The organism is Rhizobium sp. 1399 (genome assembly GCF_031455475.1).
Taxonomy (GTDB): domain Bacteria; phylum Pseudomonadota; class Alphaproteobacteria; order Rhizobiales; family Rhizobiaceae; genus Rhizobium.
This window is the reverse complement of the sequence record NZ_JAVDSU010000023.1, coordinates 1-21224: the sequence shown is the minus strand read 5'-3', so window position 1 is coordinate 21224 and position 21224 is coordinate 1. Positions and strand designations below refer to the sequence as shown.

General features: G+C 55.8%; 20 protein-coding genes and 1 tRNA gene. 13 read left to right on the top strand and 8 right to left on the bottom strand.

Features of this window, described 5'->3' with window-relative positions; all coding sequences use genetic code 11:
- Positions 1-59 precede the first annotated feature (59 nt).
- The 4 genes from J2X71_RS36780 (at position 60) to J2X71_RS36765 (ending at position 4142) form a co-directional block, all read left to right on the top strand.
- Entirely contained in the window at positions 60-1106 is a 1047-nt protein-coding gene (locus J2X71_RS36780) for a LacI family DNA-binding transcriptional regulator (RefSeq protein WP_310390349.1), read from the top strand.
- Positions 1107-1324: 218 nt separating this feature from the next.
- The gene (locus J2X71_RS36775) at positions 1325-2347 is read left to right on the top strand and encodes an ABC transporter substrate-binding protein (protein WP_310390348.1); all 1023 of its coding nucleotides are present in this window, start codon (positions 1325-1327) and stop codon (positions 2345-2347) included.
- Complete coding sequence (locus J2X71_RS36770; protein WP_310390347.1) at positions 2344-3384, top strand: iron ABC transporter permease; 1041 nt, start codon at positions 2344-2346, stop codon at positions 3382-3384. The genes J2X71_RS36775 and J2X71_RS36770 overlap by 4 nt, the downstream gene beginning before the upstream one ends.
- Positions 3381-4142, top strand: coding sequence for an ABC transporter ATP-binding protein (locus J2X71_RS36765; RefSeq protein WP_310390346.1), 762 nt, complete (start codon positions 3381-3383; stop codon positions 4140-4142). Before J2X71_RS36770 ends, J2X71_RS36765 begins: the two co-directional genes overlap by 4 nt.
- A gap of 70 nt (positions 4143-4212) precedes the next feature.
- Here the strand turns inward: J2X71_RS36765 and J2X71_RS36760 are convergent, their stop codons facing one another.
- Positions 4213-4791, bottom strand: a complete 579-nt coding sequence (locus J2X71_RS36760; RefSeq protein WP_310390345.1) for a hypothetical protein — start codon at positions 4789-4791, stop codon at positions 4213-4215.
- 314 nt (positions 4792-5105) lie between these two features.
- Entirely contained in the window at positions 5106-5999 is an 894-nt protein-coding gene (locus J2X71_RS36755; RefSeq protein ID WP_310390344.1) for a DUF3313 domain-containing protein, read from the bottom strand.
- Between the two features lie 321 nt (positions 6000-6320).
- On the opposite strand from J2X71_RS36755, the gene J2X71_RS36750 reads away from it, so the two are divergent.
- The 4 genes from J2X71_RS36750 (at position 6321) to J2X71_RS36735 (ending at position 8809) form a co-directional block, all read left to right on the top strand.
- Positions 6321-6560, top strand: coding sequence for a hypothetical protein (locus J2X71_RS36750; RefSeq protein WP_310390343.1), 240 nt, complete (start codon positions 6321-6323; stop codon positions 6558-6560).
- Positions 6557-6679 (top strand): hypothetical protein, encoded by a 123-nt coding sequence (locus J2X71_RS36745; RefSeq protein WP_310390342.1) that lies wholly within the window; start codon positions 6557-6559, stop codon positions 6677-6679. The genes J2X71_RS36750 and J2X71_RS36745 overlap by 4 nt, the downstream gene beginning before the upstream one ends.
- Before the next feature lie 73 nt (positions 6680-6752).
- Positions 6753-7337: a hypothetical protein gene (locus tag J2X71_RS36740; protein WP_310390341.1), complete on the top strand. Its 585-nt coding sequence runs from the start codon at positions 6753-6755 to the stop codon at positions 7335-7337.
- 446 nt (positions 7338-7783) lie between these two features.
- Complete coding sequence (locus J2X71_RS36735) at positions 7784-8809, top strand: NAD-dependent epimerase/dehydratase family protein (RefSeq protein ID WP_310390340.1); 1026 nt, start codon at positions 7784-7786, stop codon at positions 8807-8809.
- Positions 8810-8820: 11 nt separating this feature from the next.
- Here the strand turns inward: J2X71_RS36735 and J2X71_RS36730 are convergent, their stop codons facing one another.
- A complete protein-coding gene (locus J2X71_RS36730) occupies positions 8821-9438 on the bottom strand; it encodes a class I SAM-dependent methyltransferase (RefSeq protein WP_310390339.1) in 618 nt (205 codons plus the stop codon).
- Between the two features lie 160 nt (positions 9439-9598).
- Between J2X71_RS36730 and J2X71_RS36725 the strand changes: the two genes are divergently transcribed.
- Positions 9599-9674: transfer RNA gene (locus tag J2X71_RS36725), tRNA-Val, on the top strand.
- Between the two features lie 66 nt (positions 9675-9740).
- Entirely contained in the window at positions 9741-11405 is a 1665-nt protein-coding gene (locus J2X71_RS36720) for a site-specific integrase (RefSeq protein WP_310390338.1), read from the top strand.
- Between the two features lie 112 nt (positions 11406-11517).
- On the opposite strand, the gene J2X71_RS36715 is transcribed toward J2X71_RS36720, so the two are convergent.
- The 3 genes from J2X71_RS36715 to J2X71_RS36705 all read right to left on the bottom strand — a co-directional run bounded on the left by J2X71_RS36715 (position 11518) and on the right by J2X71_RS36705 (position 14368).
- Entirely contained in the window at positions 11518-11742 is a 225-nt protein-coding gene (locus J2X71_RS36715) for a hypothetical protein (protein ID WP_310390337.1), read from the bottom strand.
- Positions 11743-11762: 20 nt separating this feature from the next.
- Positions 11763-12296 (bottom strand): hypothetical protein, encoded by a 534-nt coding sequence (locus J2X71_RS36710; RefSeq protein ID WP_310390336.1) that lies wholly within the window; start codon positions 12294-12296, stop codon positions 11763-11765.
- Between the two features lie 1436 nt (positions 12297-13732).
- Positions 13733-14368: a recombinase family protein gene (locus tag J2X71_RS36705; protein WP_310390335.1), complete on the bottom strand. Its 636-nt coding sequence runs from the start codon at positions 14366-14368 to the stop codon at positions 13733-13735.
- Positions 14369-14807: 439 nt separating this feature from the next.
- On the opposite strand from J2X71_RS36705, the gene J2X71_RS36700 reads away from it, so the two are divergent.
- On the top strand, positions 14808-16307 hold the full coding sequence (locus J2X71_RS36700) for an AAA family ATPase (protein WP_310390334.1): 1500 nt from the start codon (positions 14808-14810) through the stop codon (positions 16305-16307).
- Positions 16308-16403: 96 nt separating this feature from the next.
- On the top strand, positions 16404-16877 hold the full coding sequence (locus J2X71_RS36695) for a very short patch repair endonuclease (RefSeq protein ID WP_310390333.1): 474 nt from the start codon (positions 16404-16406) through the stop codon (positions 16875-16877).
- Here J2X71_RS36695 and J2X71_RS36690 read toward each other — a convergent pair.
- Positions 16842-17711 carry an HNH endonuclease gene (locus J2X71_RS36690; RefSeq protein WP_310390332.1) on the bottom strand — a complete coding sequence of 290 codons (870 nt, stop codon included), beginning with the start codon at positions 17709-17711 and terminating at the stop codon, positions 16842-16844. The two genes, J2X71_RS36695 and J2X71_RS36690, sit on opposite strands and share 36 nt — an antisense overlap.
- 139 nt (positions 17712-17850) lie before the next feature.
- On the bottom strand, positions 17851-18951 hold the full coding sequence (locus tag J2X71_RS36685) for a DNA cytosine methyltransferase (protein ID WP_310390331.1): 1101 nt from the start codon (positions 18949-18951) through the stop codon (positions 17851-17853).
- 1509 nt (positions 18952-20460) lie between these two features.
- On the opposite strand from J2X71_RS36685, the gene J2X71_RS36680 reads away from it, so the two are divergent.
- Positions 20461-20691 (top strand): hypothetical protein, encoded by a 231-nt coding sequence (locus J2X71_RS36680; RefSeq protein WP_310390330.1) that lies wholly within the window; start codon positions 20461-20463, stop codon positions 20689-20691.
- Positions 20692-21224 lie beyond the last annotated feature (533 nt).

The following is a 21224-nucleotide window of genomic DNA, read 5'->3' as shown; positions in this document are numbered from 1 at the left end:
TTTTTTAATGCATGCTTGAGGCCTCAATCGCGAGAACGCTGCAGATGGGAAAAAGTGAAATGGATTCAAAGGCCGAAGAAGGCAACCGCCAGACACGCGTCACCATCCTGGATGTTGCGTCGGCGGCCGGCGTTTCCAAATCCACGGTATCACGCATCCTCGACGAGCGGCTTCCCCGGTCCGACAACGAAACGTCGCGCCGCGTTCGCAAAATCGCCGAAGACATGGGTTATGTCCGAGACGTCTCAGCTGCGAGCCTGAGACGCGGCAACACGATGACGGTCGGCGTGATTGTCCCCCGGCTAACCGATACGGTCATGGCGATGCTCTACGAGGCCCTGGCGAAGGCGTGCAGCAAAAGCGGTCGCTTTGCCATTGTCGCGACGACCGATGACAAGCCCAAAGCCGATCGACTTGCCGCCGAGTCACTTCTAAAGCGTGGCGTTGACGGATTGATCCTGTCGACCGCGCGCGAGGACGATGACTTCCCTGATGAGCTGGTGGCCCGGGGCGTGCCTCTTGTCCTGGCTCTGCGCACCGACGGACGGAGCCTTTCTTCGATTGGCGACGACCGGCTGGGTGGTTATCTGGCGACGCGCCACCTCCTGGACCTTGGTCACCGTCGTATCGGCGTGATCGCCGGTCCGTCATACGCCTCCAGCGCGCTCGGACGCGTCGAAGGCTACAGGCAGGCACTGGAAGAGGCAGGGGTATTGAACCGTCCGGACTGCATTGTTCCGTCGACCTTCGGAATCGATACGGGCGCAGATGCGGCCGAGCAGCTCATGCGCTTGGACGATCGTCCTACGGCGATTTTTGCCGTGAACGACAATACCGCGATCGGCGCTCTTTCCGGTCTTTCGCGCCTTGGGATTTCCGTGCCCAACGATGTATCGGTCGTCGGATATAACGATATCCCGATCGTCAGCCATCTTCCAACCCCGCTGACCACACTGCGCGTCCCCTTTGAGCAGATTGCATCAAACGCGTTGGATCTGCTCACAAGCGGTGCCGTTTCGGCAGAGGACCGGATCCGCGTTTCGGCGCCGACCCTCATACCGCGAAAGTCCTCCGCCAAGCCCCCCGCCTCCATTGCAACGCGATGAAGTCGCTGATCGGCCGGCAGTTCCAGTAGTCAATTTGGAGCCGCCCCGATCGAGCCTATTCCTCGTTTTCTCAAGCAGCTCGGCCGTTGGGGAACGGGAACCAGCATCTGCCATTGCCAAAGATGACTGCATTACTCTTGTTTTTCCTCGGGAAAGCGGGTTATACCGCCCGCGCCCTTAGAATCCCCATGCTGGGGCTCGAAGAACAGGAAGTTTTCATGAAAGTTTTCAAGTCCCTTACGGTTCCCGGACTGCTCACCGTACTCGGCCTGATCGCGACGCCGGCATTGTCCGCGCCGACCACGTATCCGCTGACGCTCGACAATTGCGGCGCGAAGGTCACCATCGCCAGGGCTCCGGAGCGAGCCATCGGACTTGGCCAGAACAGCGCGGAGATCATGCTGCTTCTCGGTCTGGAAGACAAAATGGCCGGCACCGCATTCTGGCCGAGCAAGGTTCTGCCGCAGCTCGCCGAAGCCAATGAGAAGGTCAAGCTTCTGTCTGTCGAGTTTCCGACCTTCGAGTCGATTCTGGCGCAGAACCCGGATTTTGTGGCAGCGGCCTTGCCAAGCCTGATCGGACCGACGAGCAAGGTCGCCAAGCGCGAGGACTTCGACAAGGTCGGCATACCAAGCTACATTTCGCCCAGTACCTGCCTCAGCACCGAAAAGGTCAAGAACGAGTACGGCAGCCGCGACCAGCTCTGGAACATGGATCTGCTGTACAAGGAGATCGACGAGCTTTCGCAGATTTTTGACGTCGCCGATCGTGGTCAGGCGCTGATCGCCGACTTCAAGAAGCGTGAGGCGGCATTGCGCGCCAGCGTGCCCAAGGATGGCAAGCAGCTTTCCTACGTCTTTTGGTTCTCCAGCCAGTCTCCTTCCGCGGACGCCTATCTCGGGGGCAAGAACGCCGCATCCGGCTTCATCGCCGATCTCCTCGGCGGCAAGAATGCCGTCACCGCAGAAGCCGAATGGCCGACGCTCGGGTGGGAAAGCATCATAGCCGCCAATCCGGATGTCATCGTCGTGGCCAATCTCGACCGCAACCGCTGGGAACTCGACAAGCCGGAGGCCAAGATCAAGTTCCTGAACAGCGATCCGGCCGTCAGCCAGATGCCGGCGGTGAAAAACAAGGCAATCGTCGTCATGGACGGCCAGGCCATGAACCCGACGATCCGCACCATCTACGGCGCCGAACAGGTGGCCGAACAACTGAAAGCGCTCGGCCTGATCAAGTGACCGCCCCGAACCGCTCCCTCCAGCAGGCTGCCCCCTTCGGTGTCCTCCTGTTGGCCTCCCTTGTGGCGGTCGGCCTGGTCGTCGGCATCAGTGTCGGGATCGGCGACCTGCCGATCCCGCTTACCACGACCTTTGCCGCCGTCACGAACAGGCTGGGATGGACGGCGGTGGAACTCAACCGCATCCACGAGACCGTGATCTGGGATTATCGCCTCAGCCGCGCGCTCGTGGCCGCTTTCTGCGGCGTGGGGCTGGCTCTGTCGGGTGCGATCATGCAATCGCTGCTTCGCAACCCGCTGGCCGAGCCCTATGTGCTCGGTATCTCCGCCGGCGCGTCCACCGGCGCAGTCGCCATCGTCATTCTCGGCGTTGGTGCAGGTGCGGTTTCGCTGTCGGCCGGGGCTTTTGCCGGCGCATTTGCGGCCTTTTTTTTCGTGGCGCTGCTGTCCAACGGTACGCGTGGCGGCGCTGACCGGACAATTCTTGCAGGTGTTGCCGCTTCGCAGCTCTTCAACGCTGCCACATCCTACGTGGTCACGACTTCAGGCAATGCGCAGCAGGCTCGCGACGTCATGTTCTGGCTGCTCGGCAGCTTCGGCGGCGTGCGCTGGCCGGAGTTCATGCTGGTTTCTGCTATCGTCGGCTTCGGGCTTGTCGTCTGCCTGTTCTATGCCAGGGTTCTGGATGCTTTTGCCTTCGGTGATGAAGCAGCCGCATCTCTCGGTGTCAACGTCGGAAGGGTCCGCATCGTGCTGTTTGCGCTTACCGCAATGATGACGGCCACGATCGTCAGCATGGTCGGCTCGATCGGCTTCGTCGGTCTGGTCGTGCCGCATGCGGCGCGCTTCGTCGTCGGTCCGCTTCATATCCGGCTTCTCCCAGCCTGCGCCATTGTCGGCGCAATCTTCATGGTGCTTGCCGACATTGCCTCGCGCGCGCTCATCCCGCAGCAGGTCCTACCGATCGGGGTCGTCACGGCGCTGGTTGGCGTTCCCTTCTTCTCCGTCATTCTCTACCGGTTCCAGCGCGCATCATGAGCATCAAAGCCGAAAACCTCGTCTGGAAAATTGGCAGGAAGACCATAATTGATGGCGTCTCCTTCGAAGCGCCACCGGGAAAGATGCTCGGCCTTCTTGGCCCGAACGGCTCCGGAAAGACGTCACTGCTGCGGCTTCTGGCCGGCCTGAAGCGCCCCAATTCCGGGCGCATCTCGCTCGATTTGAAGGACATAGGGACAATCGGACGCCGCACGATCGCGCAGCGCGTCGCCTTCGTTGAACAGAATTCGACAACAAACGCCGATCTCAGGGTCGTGGATGTCGTCAAGCTCGGACGCTTTCCGCACCGTTCGATGTTTTCCGGCTGGACGCTCGCAGACGATCAGGCGGTTGAGGAAGCGTTGAAGCGGGCCGGCATGACCGGCAAGCGCCATGATCGCTGGCAGAGCCTGTCCGGTGGGGAGAAGCAGCGCGCCCATATCGCAAGAGCTCTGGCGCAGTCGCCAAAAGAACTGATCCTCGACGAACCGACCAACCATCTCGATATCCAGCACCAGATCAGCCTCATGCGGCTCGTCTCCGGTCTGCCGGTCACCAGCATCATTGCCCTGCACGACCTCAACCATGCGGCCATGTTTTGTGACGAGCTGATCGTCATGCAAAGCGGGAAGATCGTTGCGTCCGGCACACCGGCCGAAGTCTTGACCGAAGAGGTCCTCAGGGATGTTTTCTCGGTGGATGCGCGCGTCGAAGCCTCGCCCTATCACGCCCGGCCGCTCATCCACTATCTCCGTTGACGACGCCGCGTGAGGCACGGAGCTGCCGGCTTGCAGACCGATCGCCTCGTTTCACATATCCCCTTCGATTTCAGCTCGCGCAGAGCTTCTTCAACGCACTCTCCACGCCCTTGCGAAGGGCGGCCGAAATCTCGGGTTCGAACGTCGTGACAACGTCACCAAACTCTCCCTCTGCCTCGATGATATCGATCGAACTTGCGTTCGTTATGCAGGTGGCGAGATTTGCCTGCAGGTGAATTCGAGCCTTTGCTGAAAAGCCGCCCTTGAGAGGGGCATCGTCCGACGTTTTGCATGCGAGCGTGCCGAGTGCGCTTGCCTCGGCCAAATCCCCGTTCACTCTGATCTCGATCGTGTCGATTTTGACGAAGTCGAGCTCGTCGATGCCCAGTTCGACCTTGACGCCCAAAACCTGCTGCCTGACCTTCAAAGGCTTGCAGGGCTGAGCGGCCTCGATCGCTCGTTCGAGAACATTGGCGGCGGACGCCGGCGAGCTCAAAGACGATGCGGCAACAATGATCACACCGAGCGCCATGCACCTCAGATGGTGCCGACCGTTCCGGCATGTCATGACCTGGCGCTTCAGGTCGCCGGGCGAGCCGGCCAGGCCAGATCCTGTCTTCGAACGAATTTTAGAATGGTCGACACGCATACTCTTTCCTCAAGTCGAAGTGTGTCTGCGACATCAGAATACAATGTCTCTATGCAAAGGAAAGAATGTTGCATCGGGTCGTCCCCTGCGACGTCTTCCTGGATGGATCGAGCACTTGTCAATGGGGCAAGTCGCCATTCGGCGAGATCGTCAGGATCTGACGCTCGCTGCAGGTAAAGTGCAGGCGGGGAGAGTAATGCCGCGGGGTTCCGGCACTGTCTCCGCCCGTCCTCGACCAGCGAGGCTGGTCGATTCCTTGGAGCCTCTTCCAAACCTTCGCGGAGCGGCTGGATGGCCGCTCGGTTGGCCCTCCGTCAATGCGTTGTGGCGGGCTCTGGCTTCCTTTCCGTCCACTGCGGCGGAGCACCGTACTTCGAGGCGAGCGCGCCAAGCACTCCGGGTGCGCGGCCGAACGCATCGCAGGCAGCATATTTCGGCTTTCCGCCGAGCCAGGAGCGGGCGCGCTGCCTCGACGGAAGCGAAAGGTTCAGTCCCTTCGGTTCCTTTCCGGCGATCAGCACCCGTGAGAAGTCGCCGGCGAATTTCGCTGCGAGACCATAGGCGTCCCCGACCTCGGAAACGCGGGGATTGTCCTGAATGGAGTTTGCGCCACGCGCCCATAGCATTGCGGCATTTTGCATTCCCGTGGCGTCGACGGCTTCGGCTTCGATCGCCAGGCCGCCAAGGCCGAAGGGGAGGCGCGGTACGCTCACAGGCAGGGCAAAGCCCGAACCGACGCTGACGACGGTCGCGACCCCGGCAACTGCCTTGTTGGTCGGAACGATGTCGGCGACAACCGAGCGAACGGTCAGATCTGCCGGCTGACCGGCCGGGACCATCTGGTATTTGTCACTCAGTGCCGCGCACAGGGCCCGGTCGAGAGCATTGGAAACCAGGGACCGGTCGGTCTCGGACTTGATTTTGGACGCAGCACTGAAAGAGAAGACCGTCGGGACGATGGCGACCGTCTTTACCCGTGCCAGCTGCTGCCCGTCGACATAGAGCCGTTTCTTGGCGAGCGTCCCCTTCGACGGACCAAGGTTCTTGTAGGAGGCAAGCGTTCCTGCTTCCTTGAGCGGCACGGCAGCGCAGCCGGAAACGGCTGCCGTTATCAGCAAGGCAATAAACCCCAGGAACGATGCCCTGGATGGCTGGTTGAAAAGGGGCTGGTTGAAAAATCGACGGTGTGAATGCGAATTGATGGGCATGTTGCTCGCTGGCCTCCGGTCATGACGATGACCGGACATTCGAAGCGAACAATTGCCACACAATTACATGGCCCCCCACTTGCAGCATGTTAGAGCTGGATCGATAGTTTTGTTCCCGACGGACCGCTTTCGATGCCGACTTTTCCGACAGGGTTTTCGGCGATCTGCTTGACGAGGCTAAGCCCCAGACCCCGCCTCGCATTACACGCAAAAAAGCAAATCCAGTCATGTTTCCGCAATTGTCGGAGCCCAAATGGAAAAGCGTTCACCTGGAAACGGCAGGGCATGACCTCATCCGACCTCAACTTTTGGAACAGGGCTATGACTTCGAAACGGACGGCAAGAGCAGCTGCGGCGCTGGTAGTTATCGGATCCAAGCACATTGCCTTCGTGATACTCGAGGCGGCATGCGGCACGCCCGACGCCGGGCAAAGGCTGATCATCCTCATCTTCAGATGGGACGAAAGGATCGTCGATGTCTGGACAGGCAAGGTGCGGATGGCCGAGATGAAACTGGGGCCTGTCCTTTTTGACCCTGCAAGGATCGGCATGCAGCCATGACGCGCAAGACCATGCTTCACCTGCTCGCAAACCTGTTCTTCGCGACGATCCTGTTCGGAGCCCTTCTCGGCGGTCCGATCGTGATGCTCATTTTGATTTCGGAACGACTTGCGATGTGACGATGGCGAAACGCCAGGTAGGATATGCCGGTACGCAGCGCTTGTACCACTTGCGCTGCCGCAAACATGCGCCATGATCCCACAGCGTGACGGCTATGCGGAGACATACGGCCCGGCGCGCTTAACAAATCAAAATATATCTCGTGATGACTTTGCCGAGCGCGTTGGAGAATATCGCGACAACATCACCACCGGCGAAAGGGCATGGCCACGTTCCGCTCGCTCAATTTTATCCCTCGATCACGACCTGCCATCAGAGGGTCATACTCGCGCAAAGGAACACGTAATGCCCACTGCTCGCTTGCCAGGCGACGTCTCTTCTTGCCAATTTTTCATGCCATTGCTTGTCCTTGCTATTTTCGCCGGCGCACCGGCGCGAGCCGAAGAACCGCTTTCCAGCGTCATCGCCGATGGCAAGCCGTGGGAGATGGTCGTCGTCAAACGAAAAGCCTCAAACATCCTCGTGTTTCGTCCGGACGGCGGTGGAACCATCAGCGACAGCCTGGTGAGTATAAGTCCGACGTGGAGGGCCGCTCCGGACGGGATTTGCATAAGGCCGCGGCCGGGGGATGACGAAAAATGCCTTCGACTGACCCGGACCAAAGCCGGCATCGAAGCGTCGCAGAACGGCAAGACCGTTTGGGTGCTCAAGCGATGAAGCGCATTCAAGCAATTAGGTTTTCGGTGTCGGCAGCAGGTGGGAGCATATAGCCATTGATGCTCCGTTCTCTGAATCCGACCTCGTCCTGTTGTGGGAGGGCTGAGCGGACTCTGCGCCATCGCGGCGGCGATCCCACAAACATCGGTCACATCACTCCGCGAGGAAACGACTTATCAGAGGCTCCTCCGGCGAAGGTGGCAAGATATCGCAATAGAAATAGATATATGTGTTCGAGCCGATTGCTCACGCGACGATCTCAAGATTGCCACGGACATCAGCTCCGGTAATCGAAGCGGAACCCATTGCGCGCTCATCTTGGAGCGCTTAAAAGCCCCGAAAATCCAGGTGATTGTTGATCTCTGGAGCATCTATCCGATAAGTGAAGCGATCAAATACGGATTCGGTTACTTGCCATCGGCAGGAGATCCGAGAAAAAGGTAGAAATGCGCTACTTCATTACGGGAACGGCAGGCTTCATTGGCTTTCATCTCGCCCGCCGGCTGTTGCAGGACGGGCATGAGGTAACAGGCTTCGACGGACTGACACCCTATTACAATGTCAGGCTGAAGGAGATGCGTCATGCCGCACTGATGCAATATCCTGCCTTCCGTCCAGTCGTTGCCATGCTCGAAGACAAGGCAGCGCTGGAGGCCGCCGTTTCGGCAGCAAAGCCGGATGTTCTCATTCATCTGGCCGCGCAAGCCGGTGTGCGCTACAGCATCGAAAATCCGCAAGCCTATCTGCGTTCGAACATCGAGGGTTCCTGGAACATTCTGGAGTTGGCGAGCCGTATCGAACTTCGCCATCTCATGCTCGCCTCGACCTCCTCGATCTATGGCGCCAATAAGACCGTCCCCTTCCGCGAGACCGACCGCGCCGACGAGCCCCTGAGCTTCTATGCCGCCAGCAAGAAGTCGATGGAGCTGATGGCGCACAGCTATTCGCATCTCTACAAGATTCCGACCACGGCCTTCCGCTTCTTCACCGTCTACGGCCCATGGGGCCGGCCCGACATGGCGCTCTTCAAGTTCGTCAAGAACATGATCGAGGACAAGCCCATCGAGATATACGGCAAGGGCAATATGAGCCGCGATTTCACCTATATTGACGATCTGGTCGAAGCCGTGGTCAGGTTGTCGGACGTAATTCCGTCAGAAACCAGCCGCGTCACTGACGCAGGAATTGAAACCCTTTCGCATCAGGCCCCCTTCCGCATCGTCAATATCGGCGGCGGGCAGCCGGTCAGCCTCATGGACTTCATCGAGAAGGTCGAGAATGCGATGGGGCGGGAAGCAAAGCACGTCATGCTTCCCATGCAGAAGGGCGATGTGCCCCGCACCTTTGCAAGCCCCGACCTTCTCCTGGCCCTGACGGGCTACCAGCCGAACACACCTTTAGAAATAGGCGCCAAGGCTTTCGTCGAGTGGTATCTGGAAGCCAGGCAGGAGCTTGGCACGATCGATATGTAAGGGACTGACGGCTATCGCGATGCGCGGATGCGCTTGAGGCAATAGGAAAAGTGAGCATCCGGCTCGAGCGTCAGAAATTCGAAGCGCCAGCCGTACTCCACGCAGAACTTGTTGACCGCCTCGACGACCCCGTAAACGACGGGTTTGACCGTGTTACCCGTGCAGAAATCATGACCGGCGATTCTGCCATCCGGCTTCACTTTGCGATCCGCCAGCAGGAGCTCCTGCCATGTCAGCGCGAAGGAGTGATCGGTGTCGATATAGAGCCAATCGAACGTGCTGTCGTCGAACTGGGACAGCATATCGAGCGACGTACCCTGGCGAATGACAACGCTGCCCTCGGCGATCTCCTGTCCGAATTTGCCATTGATGATTAGAAGACCTTCTGAGTATCGGTCCATATTCCAGGGATCGATGAGGTAAAGCCGCTGCGGCTGGTTGCGCGCAACGATCTCCTCGCTAAAAGCGCCCTCTGCAACTCCCAACTCAGCAACGATCCCGCCTTTCGGCAGATTGTCGAGAAGCTTGCCGCGATCGGGAAGCAATCTTGCTTCTTCCGTGTGGGCATAATCCAGAAATGTCCTGGGGGTGCTCTGCCGAAGGGCCAGCCGCTTCTCTCGCGTCGTCATTTTCGCTCCGAATTTTTTCAACCGCACCTCTACAGAGAATGCCCGCTATGGGGAAGAGCGGCGCCCACAAGCAAATTGCACAGAAACTCAAAAAAGAGGCTTGCGGTTCTTTCTCAATATCGTTAGAGACGCTGCACCGAACGATGACACAGAGCATCGAGGGCGATTAGCTCAGTTGGTAGAGCGCCTCGTTTACACCGAGGATGTCGGGAGTTCGAGTCTCTCATCGCCCACCATTCCACTTTAGATCAAAGCCTTAAGTCTTGAATTTGGTCAGTGAGCCATTCGAGTGAGACATTGGCTTGCACAATCCCACTTATATTCTGAAGTCGCGCAACGGCGTATTCTATCTGCGCTGGCCCCTTCCCCGTGAAATTCATCCACAGAAACTACCATCTGACATCAAGCTGTCGCTACAGACCCGCGACCCACGAAAAGCATTGCGCTTGTCCCGGCTGATGATCCACATAGGCGAACAATATAATAATGTCGGAATTGCCTATCGCATGGATTACCAGGATCTGCGTACAGCCCTCCAGAACCACTTTCGGGCACTGAGGGACGCAACTAAGAAAGAGATAGATGCTACGGGCGGCTTGAGCGCATTCGACCGTGACATCTACCGGACCGACCTGAAGGTTGTCGAACAGGCAATCCAAAGAGGAACACCACTCTCCCTGACCAAACCCGATGATGAATTGCTGGCTCGCTTCATTGAAAAGTACGGCCTCGATATCTCCAAGGGCACGGACCAGTACGAGCAGCTTGAACGGGATGTGAAACGAGGCCGCCGACGCTTTCTTCAAGACGTGCTCGCATATGATGCGGAGGCTGCGGACTTCGACCTTGATCCACCAGAACAGCATATCAGCGGGCCGGCACAGATAGCAGGCCGAGCCGTCACAAAGAATGGTATGTCTCTTGCCGATACCATTACGGGCTACGTTGACGAAAAACGGGACGGGAAAAACTGGGCCTACAAGACCGAAAGCGAAAAGCTCAGCCATCTCGAACTACTGAAGGAGATGTTGGGCGCCGATACAGACGTTAAAACCCTTGGCGCTATGGATGCCAAGAAGGTCAAGGACACGCTCAGGGCTTACCCTAAGAACCGAGAGAAGATGAAAGAGACCAGCGGTCGCCCCCTGTCTGAAATCCTCGGCTTGCCCGGCGTACCAACGCTGCATACCACGTCAGTCAACAAGTACCTCCAGAGCTATGGCGACCTGTTCAACTGGGCCAAGCAGAACGGGCACGTTGACCAGAACGTTTTTGCCGGGTTGACCATCAAGCAGAACAAGGCGCGCAATCAGGACAGCCGCGCAGCCTTCACGCCCGACCAGATACAGCTGATAATCACCGCCGTGTTGACCAACAAGAGCGGCCTTGCCAATAAAGACTACCAAAAATGGGGTCCACTTATTGGCATCTACACGGGTGCCCGCCTCAACGAGATAGCACAGCTTCACCTAAAGGATATTCAGCAGGTTGACGGGATCTGGTGCTTTGACTTCAATGACGAGGGCGACCGCAAGAGCCTGAAAACAGAAGCCTCCCGCCGACTTGTCCCGATGCACCCGCGCTTGGTCCAGTTGGGTTTGCCGAATTATGTCGCCGACAAGCAACGCCTCGGACAACAGAAGCTATTCCCCACCTTTACGTACGATCCCAAAAACGGCTGGGGTCGACGTCTCGGGCATCACTTCAATACCCGCCTGCTACCGGAACTTGGTATCAAAAGCAGAGAATTGGTTTTCCACAGCCTACGACATACCGTCGTGACCCAGCTTATGCGGACCGGGGTTGATCTTGCCGTTGTACAGGCGCTTGTCGGACATACGCGGCAAGGAGTGACGCACCAGAACTATTTCAAGCAGGGCTATACGCTTCAACAGTTGAACGAAGCTATACAGAAGCTGGAGTACAGCGTTCCGGCACAGAAACTCGAACCTGCCCTTCAGGACTGACGACAAAAAGCACGAATGCAAGAAGCAGACCCCGGAGCCGGACGCGCCGCCCTGGGAAGAAGCAGGACGCTAGTGACCGGTAACGTTGGCTCCGAACTTGAAACCTGTTACGTCAGGTGTAGCCATGCTTCTTCTTGAACCTCTCCAACTCGTCGTCTAGCTCCTCTTCTCGTAACTGTTCTGGAGACTTGTAGACCTGCGATGGTGGCGCATCCTGTGGTACGAGCCGAATGAATGCCCCATTGATAAGGATTTCAGCCACGAACCCGGCTTGCGCTGCACCAAGGCATAGTGCTTTCACTTGACGCTGTGTTAGCGCCATCGCCTTGTTTGTCATTATTGGTTCTCCCGTTGCAGTTATGTGTTCGCCGTCGCTGGCACTGATCTCCCCGTGCGCCGGAAAGCTGCCCTCAGCGGAATGCAGAGTGCGGCGACAATGACTAGTAGCAGTGCGACGTCTGGCAGGGCTGCGATTGCTCTAGCGGTTAACTGTGCCGCCGCACCCATTCGCTGAATACGCTTCTCAGCGGCCTTGCGTTCGGTTACGTCTACCAGAAGTGCGAGAGCTTCGGCGTCCGATCCTGTACCTGCAAACGAGGATAGGTGCTGTAGTTCGATCTGGTATTTTTCCGGGTTGTCATCAAGCCACCGAAGCGGGTCGAAATCTGGATCGACGGGATTATCGTACGCCCGCCTGTATGAGGCGAGAAGATTGAGGGCAATGCTGCCGCCCGCTTTGAAGCTATCAGCTACGCCTTGGTACAGGGTTTCAGTATTGGTGTCTGTGGCGAAACCTAGCGTCTGATACCAAAGTTGGCGGGCTTGTTGTTCGTGGCATTCCCGTACTGCCCGCGTGCTTGCTGCTTCTCCACCGATGACAGGTCGGCCCATTATCTTCGTCGCGCTTTCCGACAGGTCATATGGGCGGTACTGTTCGGGTATCCCCTCAAACCCGCAGGCTGCATAGAGGCCGGTAGGTGTGGCTAGTAAGCCAGCGGCGAGAATGCACGCTCGCAATGTTGTCCGCATAAACGAAACTGAGCAAGTTCGCTGATGCAGTTGCCTGCGCGCAGTTGCCCTTACAGATGATGTGTTCGATCGCATGGGAAATAGTCCCCCGTATGGAAGGACGTTAGGCGCGGTGCGTCCCCGCGAATGCCCTTCGATCTCTGGTGATCGGGGAGTTAGTAACCGCATGACACGGCCCTACGGCCTTTAGTTCGGAGAACCTGTTGCATACGCCGCAGGCTCCCCGACCATAGGTCGAAGAGTGGTGCCATTTCAGTGGCACGTTCCTAGTCATGAGGGGTTACTACGCCCCTGAACCGCACGTACGGCTCAACCGATATTTCCCGTATTCAGAAAAGGGTGTCAATCCTGAATGGCATGCCTCAGTTCGGATGCTCGTGAACTAAAGTGGTGCTTCTGTCCAGCTTCACTGAAAATCCGAAGCGCTTATAAAGTACAGTAGTATCACTGGCTTGCATGAATTTTAGCCCGCGCCGAAATTCCCATATTTGATCATGGGCGAGCCGTAAGGGGCATTTGGCGCCACTTATCGTCCGGCAGAGTATTTGCCCACTGACGGGCCTCTCCGTTCGAATGAACCCCGACCTAGAAACAATCTGCCTGCCCGGACTCCGACTGACGATCTTACGTTCTGTTTTGCTTCGCTGGCGCATTAAAAATGCTGGTCATCCCGCATATCAGTCCGGTACCTCAAACCTGTAATCTTATCCGCTATCCGGTGACGGTATAGACGCTCGCAATCGCACCTATTGCATCAAAGCATACCACGCCTTCAGTTATGTTCGTGTGCCGCATGCACGAACCAGATAGCCTATAGTTATATCTATGCTTACATCTGTAGATAGTCTTGTTTCCGTGGGTCGTTGCCGGTGGCTGCTTGTTCAATACAACATCCCAGCATTGCCGTATATTATACACATGCATGTTATAAATCAACATTATCAATTATTTATAGAATATGTAACTGTACTAGTTCATGCCATGGTAGGCATTTATCGTGTCGGTGATCGTACAGAAATCATAGATGAATTGTTTATTTTTATGATTGTGATTGCCGACATGATTTCCGGTACATTACTAGTACATTAATTGTACAATAACTGTTCATATTACCATACGGTAATCTGCTTATACTGATACAGCAGTAGCTATTCCTAAAAGGGTCCGGAACGCTAAGGCATTGTATTCACGAGCTAGTTTTTGATTTATACCAAAGGCAGTGTCCAGCAGATGCAGGCCGGATGACGCAGGCAGCGCCACCCTTTACCCCATCAAAGCATCCGGTCCAGACTGCCGCCTCATAAGCCCCATTTCGCCAAAGCAGTTTCCATCGCAGTCGGATCGCCCTTAATCCTGAGTACCGCCTGTCTGGACAAGCCCGTGACCTTGGCAATCTCGGAAGCACCATTGCCGATTGCCAGCATGTTCACCACCTGCTCATACGCCTCCCGACTGTAACTCGGCTTCTTGCCCCGGTACTTTTTCGGGTCGTCTTTCTTTGCTGCTATCCCGGCCCGCTGAGCGGCTTTCGTCGCTTCGGCCTGCGCCTGCGCCGTCGCGGCCATGAACGCGATCAGCGCGTCCCTGACGGCCTGCTGTATCGGGTCTGCCGTCGCCCCATCGAACGTCATGGCATTGATCACGGTTTTGATGACGACCCCCTCCCGCATGAAGTGCCGGATGGCGTCTGTTACATCCTCGTAGTTACGCCCCAGCCTATCGACCCAGCGGACTACTAGCACATCGCCACGACGGAGCCTGTCATAGAGCCGCTTACCTTCCGCTCTGTCCCGAAGTCTGGTGCTGACGCCTGATACGGCATGGTCCGCAAATACCTCGTCAATGACGAAGCCTGCTTGCTCGGCTTGCGTTCGCTGGTGGTCTAGCGTCTGGTCGATAGTCGATACGCGGGCATACAGCACTGTCTTGGACACGGACAAATCCTCGCTCGTTAGGGTGGTGTCCGCTAAAATGCATGTCCGCTGAATGAAATCAACCCTTACGGTCGCATTTTTGTGCGCAGTGCTGGTTGTACGTTACGGTATACCCCTACGGACGCAGCCCCCCTGCCCGGCTCTTATGTCCTTCGCCTGAAACAACTGTGGATTCAAAAGATCGTAAGCACTACCCCGACGGTGCTTTAGTACAGTCAGGCCAAAGGCACCCAATGGGGGAAACGGCCGCACGAATGAACGTAAATACCCTCTCGTATAAAAATATAGTTTTCAGCATTTCTAAAGAGCTTGCAGTCACACTTCCGAAGTCGATGCGGGGAAGACCGGTGTCCTGCACGACTTGGATGATCCATACGTAAATGCATCTGCGATACGACTTGGCGTGTAGAAGCGAAGTCCCTCATCTCTAGGAGCACGGATGTACGACGGCCCCGCTTTTGTACGCGAACTTTCAATTGAAAACTTCCGCTGTTTCTCTGCGAAGACAATCAAATTGGCGGTTCCGAACGGTAGCCTTGGTAGCGGCCTAACCTTGTTTGTCGGGAACAATGGAACAGGGAAAACGTCGGTTCTTGAGGCATTAGACTACCTGTTCAGCGGGCGATACAAAGCCGAGAACAAACTGAGCATCAGAGACTTCAACGACTTCGTGAAGCCGATTTCAATAGCGGGCACAACCGACAGATTTAGCGTCAAATCAGAATTGGAGTTCTACAAGGGGAAGTACTTCAACTGTACCGGACTGAAGTTCTTTGCGGAGCCAAGGGACAGGAAGCAAGCCGGAAAACTCCTGTCATCGCCAATTTCAGCAAAAAGCCATTACTCATTGGACGAAAACGCCTACTACAACGAAAGCGATGGCCAACCGCACGTCCAAAGCAAGTCAGGCGACACAAAGTCCGTGGACCCGCGAGAACTAACGCTTGATACCGACAAGCTAGGGCCGAATGGCATCAACGTCTTCTACTTTGACAAGAACCGCGCTCGCCATCTCGTAAGCGGTACGTACCGTACGACCTTCGATGCGATCTGCGATGATCTGAATTGGCGATACCAGAAGAAGCTGCGCGAGGAAGGGACGAGTGCGGACTACGCTTCCAAGGTTACAAAGGAGCTTTTCATTTGGGCGCTGGACACGGCACAGAAGGGAGTAGGTGCCAAGTTAGGCGAGCAATTCAGCGACTTCTTCGACAATGCCCATTTCAAGAACCTAAGACTGGAATTGCTGTCCTTATTGGAGCCGTTTTCATCGGCGTTTCTTGCTGTCCGTGCTGAAAACGAAGTTCAACAAATCACAACCCGAAACCTTGGTTCGGGGGTCGAACTCGTATTAGCTTTGCTGCTTCAGCGACTACTTTCTGACCCCGCGAAGGGTGACAAAATACTACTAATAGACGAACCTGAAATGCACTTGCATCCAACTGCCCAAAAGAAGCTCGCTGACCTCCTGATTGAAGAAGCCAAGAACTGCCAAATTGTCGTCAGCAGCCATTCCCCTTACTTGCTCCAAAAGCTGGTAAAGTTCGGGACAACGAACGTGTTTTCGTCCTCAGCAACGAGCACGATAGAAGTCGAGCAACAAGCGGCGGGCGCAGGCCTGTTTCCGTGGAGCCCGTCGTTCGGCGAGGTCAATTTCAAAGCCTTTGCCATGCCGACGGCTGAGTTCCACAATGAGTTGTACGGCTACCTCCAATCAAAGCACAATTTCGAAAAGTTTTCAGACGTTGACAGTTTCTTGTCGAGCAAGGGCATTCCGAGTGATCATACATGGGTACATGCCGTGTCGGGAAAATCGCATACGGTTTCAGAATGCACATATGTGCGCCATTGCATTCACCATCCCGAAAACACAATCAATCCGACCTATGCTGAGGCGAAGCTAGACGCTTCTATCAAAAAACTGATTAGCGCCCTGTGAACTGGCTATTCTGGGCTTCCCGCCCGGGCATGTTCCGAGGCTGCTTCGTTCGCTGGATACGCAGTTCCCTTTTTTTTCACCGTCAGTGGTTGGAGTATGTCACTGTCCCTTTTAGAGCATTCATCATACGCCCCCCGGCGATTCACGCGGAGAAAGACCTTGGACCACCTCACTCCCGCTGCTCGCTCCGCGAACATGGCTAAAATACGAGCGACTGAGACCTCTCCTGAAAAACTGGTGCGGTCAAAGTTGTTCAACCAAGGTTTTCGCTTCCGAAAGAATGATAGTCGCCTTCCTGGTAGGCCAGATATCGTTCTTCCAAAATATAAGGTCGCCGTATTCGTGAACGGATGCTTTTGGCATGGTCACGATTGCCGCCGCGCATCACTTCCCAAGACGAACTCAAGTACTTGGCAGCAGAAAATCGAGAAAAACAAGCTCAGAGACCAGAAGAATATTAGCGATCTCCGATCTCAAGGATGGTCAGTCCACGTCATTTGGACATGCAGTCTAGCTGCGGGCATGAACGAAATTTCAGATGTGCTGTGCGGTTTGCGCAAGAATCTTTAGCATAATTTCTTCAACGCGTTTTTCGGCCGCAGGGTCACTATGGACTTCATCATGGTGCGTATTACAAAGGGTTATAAGGTTTTCCTCGATGTTCTGGCCGCCCTTTGCGTGATGCAATAGGTGATGAAGTTCAAGGAAATTTCGAGGATCGCCGGGTTTCTTCTGGCTGTAGTCCCAGCCACAAACTTGACACTTATGGTTGTCTCGGTTTAGCACGTTGACACGCACGGCGTCGTTAATCTTCCGATCATTCGGACGCGCCTGTCGGTCATGTTCCAGAACATAAACTCCTACAGCAAGATCAGGTCGCCCGCTCATCCGAGATGCAACCGCCCATCCGTACTCTGTCCGCAGTTCTCGAACTCGCCGGGCCCATTCCGTTGTGCGAGGAGAGAGATAGCGAAGTTCCTCTCCTGAAACTGGCCTCTCTACATTCAACTTAAGGTATTCAAGTACCTTGTCGCGAACGCTACCGCCCGATTTGCGGATTTTATTCAATTGGCGCCACCGATAGGCGGCGTCGCGATCTTGCGTATCTGAAGCAAGAATGTATTGGTCAGGCCGCATCGAAAATGGATCTAAACCAAGATCGCGCTTCAGCTGCTCCACAAGCTCGGCGGTCTCGTTCTCCTCCAAGTCTAACGCCAATTCTCGATAGGTAGTGCCGGTGTTGATCAACCAGCCATCCTCAACACGCAACTCCCGTACCCGTCGAGCCCACTCGCCGATGCCGGAAATAACCATCAATTCATCACCGTCCAAAACGGTCTGCGGATACTTCTGGAAATAAGCTAAAACTCGATCTCTAGCCGCGTCGTCTGCTTTCTCGGGCATGAGTGAGACCCCGAGCTTTCGAATGGCTTCGAACGATGGAACCAGAGCCCGTACCCGTTCTCTCAGATCAGACCTCTGAAGTTCACTGGCGAAGTCAGTTAAGAGAGCTTGGAGTTCGGCTAGATGGGCATTCGAATCCTTAGGCGGCTTTATTTGATTTACCACGTTCTGCGCTTTTCATTCTGTCTAGGGCAGCTTTGACGACCGAAGAAATGGCACCGGCGAATGGGGGTGGGACTGCATTGCCAATTTGACGCGCAACCTCCACCTTTGATCCGGTGAAGCTAAAGTCGTCGGGAAAGCCCATTAAGCGGGCAGCTTCACGATGAGTAATCGGGCGGTGCTCGGATGGATGCAGATATCGCCCCTTTTCCGGCTTAAAGAACTCCGTTCTTATAGTAACCGATGGCCTGTCCCACCAAAGACGCCCAAAAAGGTCAGTGCCCCCAGATTTCTTGTTCAGCCAGCAATCAGGCGTGATTTCAGGAGCGTTCCTCTGGAGATCGAAACGGTTCCCACCCGGTGGGACAGCTTTGTAACGCTGCAAGCTCTTCGCTGTCGGCATCCGACCAAAATGGAGGTCGAGCGGGAAGGCGTCCCCAATTTCAGTGCCTACGGCCTCTCCGGGCAAGTCACTAATAACGTCTCGAACAGTTCTCCAAACAGGGAGATTACTGCCATCCCGCGCATTAGGATCTACATGGGTAACGAGCGGGAGTTCAACTCCATCCGGAAGAATGGCAGTGTCCCACCCTATGACAATTGTCCTCTTACGCGTCTGAGGGACACCATAGTTGGCGGTATTTAAGATAGTTGCGACGGTTTCAAAACCCATCTCGCGAGCGCGTGCTCTGATCTCATCTAGCTCAGGAGAACGGTATAGCTCAGCGACATTCTCCATAACAAAGATTTTGGCCGAACTAGCCTTTACAATTTCAAGGTATGGTTCCCAAAGCGCACGTCTTTCGTCTCCGGTACGTGCCTTGTTGAGAAGGCTAAAACCCTGACAAGGCGGGCCGCCAACAACAACGTCAACCTCAGGTACACGAGCAGTTTTGAACCACTCCTCGATGTTCGCGTGTACGGAATCGCCCCCAAAATTTTCGGCATGCGTCCGGATTGCCGCTCCATCATTATCGAGCGCCACAACAGGCCGAAATCCACCGCCAAAGCGCTTGTCAACGAAGCCCAAGGTCATGCCGCCCGCGCCGCAAAACAAGTCCGCAATTCGGTAGACCATAGAGTTTTCTCTCCGCTCAAATATTTACTCCGCCAACCTCGCAGATTGACAGAGAGAATAAAGCCCTAAGCGAGGATATCGACAGATTTGACTGGACAGTACCCCTGCCTTGACACCCAGGCTCGGCCGATGGCCGGGGCAGCAAATCATTTACTTCCCGAATGTTCGGACTTTGTTCTGATTTGCGATAAAAAATCAACCCCCTGTCGCGGGTTTGTTGCGCATGGAACGGGCATGGCCGTGCTTCGGACCTCCCTTGCATGCCTGCGCGAGGCTACTCGTACGTCTTGCATGCTGTCCAGTCCTGTGCAATGCAGAGACGCAAAAGGGGGACATTGTGTCCCCCTAGCCATCCAAGAAAGCCCGGCTTCTAAGGCTTTTGAGCGATGGTGGGCGCTCCCTCCTGCCCCACCGCTTGTATCTCCAATTCGTAGCAAATCTGATCGTCGGACTTTGCGCCTGCGACAACGAGCGCTCGTGCCTGTTGCATGCTTCCCAATCCTGTGTAATGCAGAGACACAGAAGTGAGACATCGTGTCTCACTTGCCGCTGGCCTGTATCAAGAAAATCAAGGCTTTAAGCGGATGGTGGACGCTCTCTCATCGCCCACCAGATTTTCTCTCGAAATACCGTGATTTCATCCGCGATTACAATGGCTTGCAGACGTTCTGCGTATGAGAGCTCTCGCCCTCGAACCAGCCCTTGATTTTAAAGGCAAACCTGAAACACTCCCCCACCTTCCGCGATGCCCTCAATGGTCCGACCGGCGCTACGACAGTCTATGTTGATTCGGCAAGACACCAACTTGGACGGCGTCTGTAACCCTTGCCTGCCAAACGATCGACTATTGCTTGGCATGAAGGGCATTATCAGCGAGTTCGAGCTTGGAGTCATCCGTGCGCGCATGCTGGGTGCTGCTCGCGCGAAGGCCAGGCGGGCGAGCTGAGGATGAGCGTTCTTATCGGTTATGTCTGGCATCGCAGCTGCGGTCTGGGTTTTGATCCTCATCTACGCCTTCAGCAAGCAATCAACTCGACGATTCCATATAGTTGGCAGCGCACACCAGATACATTCTGTCGCTGGCCGGGGAACGCATGTTCTTTCCCCGACCACTGATGGCAACACCTGACGTTCGAGAATGGCGGCCCCTCGCTATCGCAATGTGATCGGCCGGCTAAAGATCCCATTCCATACGGGGCCGATGTACGGCAATAGCGAGAAGCGCGTCACTCTCGCGAGGACCGATTGGACTTAGAGCTGTCGAAGTCCCATGGAAGGATCTGCTTCCTGTCGCTAGAAAATGCATGCCGTGAACACATTTCAGCACATTTATAGAGACTTCTGCGCACAAAAATCCCCAGCACAAAATTACATTCAGCGATAACTGACCGGCTAAACTATGTCGCGACCTTTCGGATTCGCTTGCCACGCTTTAAGCTTTTGTTTTCGCATGTCGTTATCGCAACCCCCTGCACACTTTTGCGCGACACGCTTAGGCAAATCGCGGCGATGACGAGAGCGATCCATATGGCGGCGGTGCGTAGCGGAACTTTTTCGCGGCTGTGTTGTTGCAAGCCTATGAGCGACACCGAACAAAAAGCCAGCAAAGGCATGATCAAATTCGTGCTGACCATCCTTGTCATCGCGATGCTGCTGTCGGCGGGTTATCTGACGTTCATTACGCTTGGTAGCGAGGTTGAACCTAATACCATACCACCCGTTGGCGACGGCGACCAGTAACCGATGGCGGCCGTGGGAATTGTCTCGTTGACCGGTCTTGCCAGCATGGGCCCAACGCATTGCTCGTGGCGTGAAGCCTACAGCGCTGCAGCGCTGCCAAGTTATCGTAGGACTTCCGAGACTGCAGCCTTGATGCCGTCGTGTGTCAGAGACGATCGCCATCCAGCTTACGCAGATGCGGATTGGTCGATCGATTACAGCGGATTAAGCTGCTTGGCATCCCGGTCGAGTGATCCCCACAGAAGACTCGGTCAAGTGGCACGCCCCAGACGTTGACGACAAGGCCCTATAAAGGTAGTCCAACCCTGCGGTCAGCACGGACTAGTGGCAGCGGGAAGGTGGTCAGCACGAGGGATCGAGGCTCTGCCTGTCGAGACAACAACCTGTTGGACGGCGCTCCAGCATATCCGCCTATGGTTCGTTGAGGAACGCATCACACCGCCGATTATGCTAGAAGGGTGCAATATTCTCTATGGTAGCGAGCGAAGAGCCGATTGCCACGCCCTCCCGCCTCAAGCCCGTCCTCGTCATCC